The 6,287-nt window shown below is 37.1% G+C and carries 7 protein-coding genes; all 7 read right to left on the bottom strand.

Annotated features, from left to right (window positions below):
• Nucleotides 1-957 (bottom strand): chemotaxis protein CheB (locus ACY651_RS09420; protein WP_462252019.1); only part of this gene is annotated, 957 nt, incomplete at its 3' end.
• 133 nt (nt 958-1,090) lie between these two features.
• A complete protein-coding gene (locus ACY651_RS09415) occupies nt 1,091-1,684 on the bottom strand; it encodes a helix-turn-helix domain-containing protein (RefSeq protein ID WP_462252017.1) in 594 nt (197 codons plus the stop codon).
• An 813-nt stretch (nt 1,685-2,497) separates the two neighbouring features.
• Nucleotides 2,498-2,950: a PA2169 family four-helix-bundle protein gene (locus ACY651_RS09410; RefSeq protein WP_462252015.1), complete on the bottom strand. Its 453-nt coding sequence runs from the start codon at nt 2,948-2,950 to the stop codon at nt 2,498-2,500.
• Between the two features lie 78 nt (nt 2,951-3,028).
• Entirely contained in the window at nt 3,029-3,334 is a 306-nt protein-coding gene (locus ACY651_RS09405; RefSeq protein WP_462252013.1) for a hypothetical protein, read from the bottom strand.
• 131 nt (nt 3,335-3,465) lie between these two features.
• Entirely contained in the window at nt 3,466-4,026 is a 561-nt protein-coding gene (locus tag ACY651_RS09400; RefSeq protein WP_462252011.1) for a helix-turn-helix domain-containing protein, read from the bottom strand.
• Between the two features lie 695 nt (nt 4,027-4,721).
• Nucleotides 4,722-5,825, bottom strand: a complete 1,104-nt coding sequence (locus ACY651_RS09395; RefSeq protein WP_462252009.1) for a redoxin domain-containing protein — start codon at nt 5,823-5,825, stop codon at nt 4,722-4,724.
• Between the two features lie 46 nt (nt 5,826-5,871).
• A partial coding sequence (locus ACY651_RS09390; protein WP_462252007.1) for a tryptophan synthase subunit alpha occupies nt 5,872-6,287 on the bottom strand: 416 nt, incomplete at its 5' end.

The following is a 6,287-nucleotide window of genomic DNA, read 5'->3' as shown; positions in this document are numbered from 1 at the left end:
AACATGGTTGCATAAATTATCAAAAGTTTTTTTGTCTCTAAAAAAAGAAGTTACCGGTATCAGCATATCCTGGTACAGCAGATCCTGCTCGGGGTTATTTGTTCTTAAAAATTTAAGATATTCATCCGGTCCTTCGTTTTTGTTTACCAGCATCCTGCGTAGAATCCTGCGACGTACCGTGGTTTGTTTGTAATAGGTAAAATCTACCCCTTTACGAATGCGGAGCAGCGAAAGGATTTGCCTGAAAACATCTTCATCCTGCTTTGGAATGTTTTGCAGTTCCTCATCACTCAGTTTTATTTTACTGGTTATTTCTAACAATTTTTTCGGTATTTCTCCCGGCGGCAAAATAAAATCTACCACACCTGCCTGTACTGCACTATGGGGCATACTTTCATATTCTGCCGATGCTTCGTCCTGTGCAAAAGTGATGCCTCCATGTTCTTTAATGGCTTTTAATCCCTGTGTGCCATCCGATGCAGTGCCGGATAATACGACCCCAATAGCATGTTCCTGGTGTACTTCGGCCAGCGAAGCAAAAAAAAGGTCAATAGGCAGGTTGCGTTGGGTATTATTTTTTGCAGGGCGTGGGGCAAGCTGTAAAATACCATCTGTGGCTACCATCATTTTATTGCTGGGGATAACGTAAATATGATCGGGGAGTACTTTAATATCATCAGCAATTTCCAACACCGGTATATTAGTAATTTTCTGCAGTATTTCGGGCAACAGGCTTTCGTGGTTAGGGTCTAAATGCTGTACCAGCACATAAGCCATTCCTGAATCTTCAGGAATAGCTTTCAATAATTTTTTAAAAGCATCGAGCCCGCCTGCAGATGCGCCAATGCCCACCACCGGAAAATGGTTGGGAGATTTGATAAGTTTCTTAGCTGCAGGATGCCCGCCTGGCTCTGTGAGCTGTGCATCTATTTTTGGTATGTTTTTTTTTGCTTTCATTTGAACAGCATAATAACCTATTTTTTTTACTGTAACAGTTTTATTTATTTTCCCTTGTGGAAAAGGGTTGCCAACCTTTTACTTTTTTTAAAAACAAATTCACTAACCAGGGTTGGCAAGCCTCAAAAACCCCTTAGCCAAAATTTGTATTGTCTTGTTTTGTATTACCAATTTCTTCTATCGGCGTCCGCCTCCTGTCTTTTAATTTTTTAAAGTGCGATGGTGTAAGCCCGGTAACTTTTTTAAACTGGGTAGATAAATGTGCTACACTGCTGTAGTTCATCTTATCGGCAATTTCGGTAATGTTCAGTTCGCCGTATATAATCAGTTCTTTAATGTGTTCTACTTTATGGAGTATTATAAATTGCTCAATGGTTGTACCCTGCACTTCTGAAAATAAATTAGCCATGTAAGTGTAATTATGGTTTAATTTACAGCTTAAAAAATTGGAAAAAGTAATGGTCATTTTTTCATCGTTCTGATGAATCATTTCGATTATGGAGTTTTTAATTTTTTCAATTAATATAGCTCTTTTGTCATCCACCAGCTCCAGGCCGGATTGCAGCAGTGCCAACTTCAATTCCCCCCGTTGCGCTGCAGAAATGTCTTCCATAATTTCCACTTCGCCTAAATCTACTACTATAAAATGCAGACCAAGTTTTTTTAACTCCTCTTTTACCGCCATTTTACAGCGGTTACTTACCATATATTTTATAAATAGCTTCAATCAATTTATTTTAAGGGGAATAAACAAAGGTGACCTTATTAAAAAGGCTTAATGTTATATAACTTTGGAAATAAGTTATATAATTCACACATTAAAATTAATGACAAACCTCACAGCTTTATGAAAGCCAGTTAATATTATTTTCGTTTCGCCGGGGTCTTCACAGCAGAGCAATAAGCGTTGGGTGACACCCCGGCGTTTTAAAAGATGGTAAAATTTACAGAAAGCCGCTCTACAGTTTTGCCAAGGTCTTCATAGCAGTGCGTTATCTTATTAGTCATGGATAAGCAAACATTTCGTTTCGCCGCGGTCTTCACAGCAGAGCAATAAGCTTTGGGTGAGACCCCGGCGTGTAAAAGATGTTAAAATTTACAGAAAGCCGCTCTCCAGTTTTGCCGGGGTCTTCATAGCAGTGCGTTATTTTATTTTTAAACGCCGGGGTCTCATGCCAGCGCACTAAGTCGCAGCTATGAAGACCCCGTCGAAACGAAACATTTTATTTGACTGCTTTACAAAGAGATATAAAAATGAAGGGTGGGTGTAAAAATATTTGAAGCTCTTTTAAAACGCCGAGGTCTCATGCCAGCGCACAAAGCTATGCGATGAAGACCCCGACGGAACGAAATTATTTTAGTAGTCAGGATTAGCAACCATTTTATTCCACTGAATTACAAAGAGATATAAAAATGAATGGTGGAAGTAAAAATATTTGAACCACTTTTTAAACGCTGGGGTCTCATGCCAGCGCACTAAGGCGCAGCTATGAAGACCGCGGCGAAACGAAAGGCTAAATAAATTAACTCCGCCATCGGGTTAATTAGCTGCCAGCATATCACATAATGTTTTTACTTTACGATGTTCTGCTTTAATTAAAAGATGCTGCATGCGCAGGATGCTTAACTGCTCCGGAGTAATATCATCAGTAATACTGTTCAATGTTTGATCGTAACTTTTAACGGCAAGCTGTTCGGCATGCTCACATAATTTAAGTAATTCTTTACGGTCTTTATTTGTAAGTGCGGTTTTAATAGCTGTCCAAATTTCATAAAATCCATTGGTTATTTTAGTGCAATCGGCAGGCATGCCCCCTAATCGCTCTACTTCTTTGCAAAGTATTTCTTTAAACTGCCAGCTTGTTTGCTGCAATTGAGGGAACAGGATTTTTAAATCCTCTTCATCGGTTTCATTTGCGGCAGCAGCATACCCTTCACCCCTGTCGATGTTAATTTCAATAAGATTATTCAATACCGCAATTGATTTATTCATTTCCCTTTATTAAAATTTAAGCTGCTATTCCAGAAATTGTCAATTAAAAAAGAATTATTATAAGCCTGAAAAACATTTTTACAAATACCCTTTCGAAATATTTTTATTCTCTTTTTTATTTGAAGTTGAATTTTTATTGGTGCCTGGGGCAGGTTTATCTACTTTCACTGATTCATTATCATCTGTTCCACTATCAGCAAATTCATTTTCTTTCTTAAGGTGGTTACGGGTTGAAATTGGAACCTGGGGCTGCTGGTCCGCTTCCTGGATATTTTGTTGTTTAACCGGATTTGCAGTTGAGTTGTTAAGAGGGGTGGTAACTTCATCGCTATCCTTGTGGAGTGCATTTATGTTTTTGGCTTTATTAATTTTACCGTTTTCCATTGTTATATTTAAATTGTAAAATAATTACCAGTTTGTAAAGGTGGTATTTATTAGGCGAAAACTGTTACATAACTCTTTATAAAAGTTATAATATTCCCACCCTTAAAAGCGTGGTTTATGTAGAAAAGAAATTATACATCTTCTAAAGTATTGCGCTTTCTGTTTTTAAGGGATCTAAAAAAAGAAGGCGTTAAGCCAGTTATTTTTTTAAACTGTGCAGAAAGATGTGCCACGCTGCTGTAGTGGAGTTTCCAGGCAATTTCGGTAAGGGTCAGTTCATCGTAAATAATCAATTCTTTTACCTTTTCTATTTTATGCATAATGATAAAATGCTCTATTGTTGTGGCCTCTTTTTCGGAAAAGAGATTGGCCATATAGGTGTAATCGTAATTTAATTTTTGGCTCAGGTAATCCGAAAAATTTGTTTTAGGCAGTTCATCGGAGTAATGTATCATTTCTATAACTACATTTTTTATTTTTTCTATCAGGATGGCTTTTTTATCATCCATAAGCTCGAGCCCCGATTTTAGCAAAGCAATTTTTATTTTATCGTGCTGTTCGGCTGTGATATCTTCCATTACTTCTACCTCACCAAGGTTAACATTTGCAAAATGAAGATCGAGTTTTTTCAATTGCTCTTTTACTTCCATTTTGCAACGGCTGCTTACCATGTATTTAATGTGAAGTTTCAATGTTGTGTTTAATTGCAGTGAACAGCTATTGTGTTATTACCACTAATATTAATGCGGAATGATTAGCGTTTGTAATAACAAAAACTACAGAGCAGTTTTAAAATAAGGGTTTAAAAAAGTCAGCTACGATTTTATAAGGTGGGGAAATGAGTGTAAGGGGCATTTAAATTTACAAAAAAATGGCTTAAGGTGGAAAATATTTTTTAACGTTGGGCTTGTGCAAAACATGTTTAAAGCTGCCCAATGGTATGTCTTTGAATCGAGTCCCGAAGAAATCGAGGCAACGCTGATGCCATGAAAAACAACTGCTTGTAAAAAAAACAGGAGTAAAAATGCAATGCATTTTTACTCTTATTAAACACTTAAGAATGGAAATAAAAATTTCGTTTCGCCGGGGTCTTCACTGCCGGGCAATAAGCGTGGGGTGAGACCCCGGCGTGTAAAAACATCTTACTCCATTGTATTATAAAGAAATATAAAAATGAGGTGTGGGTGTAAAAATGTTGAAGCGCTTTTAAACGCCTGGGTCTCATGCCAGCGCACTGAGGCTCTGTGATGAAGACCCCGGCGGAACAAATTATAAAGAAATATAAAAATGAGGAGTGGGTGTAAAAATATTTGAAGCTCTTTCTAAACGCCGGGGTCTCATGCCGGCGCACTACGGCACTGCTATGAAGACCCCGTCGGAACAAAGACTACCGGAAAATTTTTTCCAGTTTTCTCTCCAATGCCTCGCCCCTTAAATTTTTACCTACAATTTTTCCTTCAGGGTCAATTAAATAATTTTGTGGGATACTGAAAATTTGAAATTGCTGCGCCACAGCATTTTGCCAAAATTTTAAATCGCTTACATGCGTCCACGTGAGGTTATCATTTTTAATGGCATTTACCCAGTCGTCTTTTTTTCCCGGCCTGTCTAACGATACACCCAATATGGTAAAATTTCTATTTCTATATTTATTAAAAGCCGCAACCACATTGGGGTTTTCCTGGCGGCAGGGGCCACACCAGCTTGCCCAAAAATCTATCAAAACATATTTACCACGAAAAGATGATAAACTAACAGGTATACCTGCAGTATCGGCCTGTGTAAAATCGGGAAGTAATGTGCCAATGGCATTTCTTTTAGCATCGGTAATTACCTGCGACAAATAATTTGCCATCGGAGTATTTTTAACATCTGCTGTTAAAAAATTATACAACGATTCCGTTTTATTGATATCATCGGCTATTTGATTGTACCGGATAATGGCCAGTGGTGTTATAAAAGAATTGGGATGCTTGCCTGCAAAATCGCTGCATAATTCTGCGGCTTTTGTAAACGATGCAGAATCGTACACAGCGTTTTGTGCAAATACATTTTGATAAGGCTCCAATATTTTATTGAACGCATTAAAATCATTATGCGAAGGTGAACCTGTTACACTGAGTTTATCCAGGCTTTCTTTTTTACCAGCAATTTTTACAGTGCTGTTATCTAAAAAAATGGTGGTGTAAGGTTGTTGTTTATTAAACAGCAATATTTTAAAATCGGGAGTAGTTGCTTTTCCTTTTAAAGTAAATTTTTCTTTGGTGATGGTTGTTTCAGATTCAGGCGCACCAGTTTGTCCGTTTAAAAGCGAAACATTGGTACCATCGGCAAAACCTTTAATTTCTCCTGTAATAATAAATTCATCGGCAGCTTTTATTACAACAGCCGTTGGCTTTATGGTAACTTTTGTTTTTGGCTTTGCTTTTTGTTTTGTTTGGGCAAATGTAAAAACAGGTAATACAAATACTAAAAGAAAAATCCGCTTCATATTTTTTATTTGAAGTTGCAATTTAATTGCTTTTTTGCAGAATGAATTAACCAATAATACTATTTATGAATTCTTTAGTGGTTTGGGTGATGTTGCTGGTATTTTCCAAAGCTTTAATGTAAGCAGTACCAATGATGGCGCCATTGGTATATTTGCAGGCTGCAGTAAAAGTGGCTTTATCTTTTATACCAAAACCCACCAGTACAGGATTTTTTAAATTCATGTGTTGCAATTTTTTAAAATACTCTTCTTGCCCCTCAATGGCTTTGTTTTTACCTGTTGTGGATGAAGAAGAAACAGCATAAATAAAACCGCTGCAGAGTGTATCAATTTTTTTTATTCTTTCTTCGCTTGTTTCCGGCGTTACTAAAAAAATAAATTTCAAATCATTTTTTTCAAACAAAGGTTTGTACAGGGTTTCAAATTCGTACATGGGTAAATCCGGAAGTATAACGCCATCTA

It is taken from the genome of Ferruginibacter sp., from assembly GCF_031391665.1.
In the GTDB taxonomy this organism is placed as follows: domain Bacteria; phylum Bacteroidota; class Bacteroidia; order Chitinophagales; family Chitinophagaceae; genus Ferruginibacter.
The sequence above is the reverse complement of the archived record's forward strand: the minus strand, read 5'-3'. Positions and strand labels throughout refer to the sequence as shown.

Bases quoted from the DNA above. Each gene is read 5' to 3' on its own strand.
- ACY651_RS09410 (WP_462252015.1), bottom strand. From the start codon at position 2,950: ATGAATAAATCAATTGCGGTATTGAATAATCTTATTGAAATTAACATC.
- ACY651_RS09405 (WP_462252013.1), bottom strand. From the start codon at position 3,334: ATGGAAAACGGTAAAATTAATAAAGCCAAAAACATAAATGCACTCCAC.
- ACY651_RS09395 (WP_462252009.1), bottom strand. From the start codon at position 5,825: ATGAAGCGGATTTTTCTTTTAGTATTTGTATTACCTGTTTTTACATTT.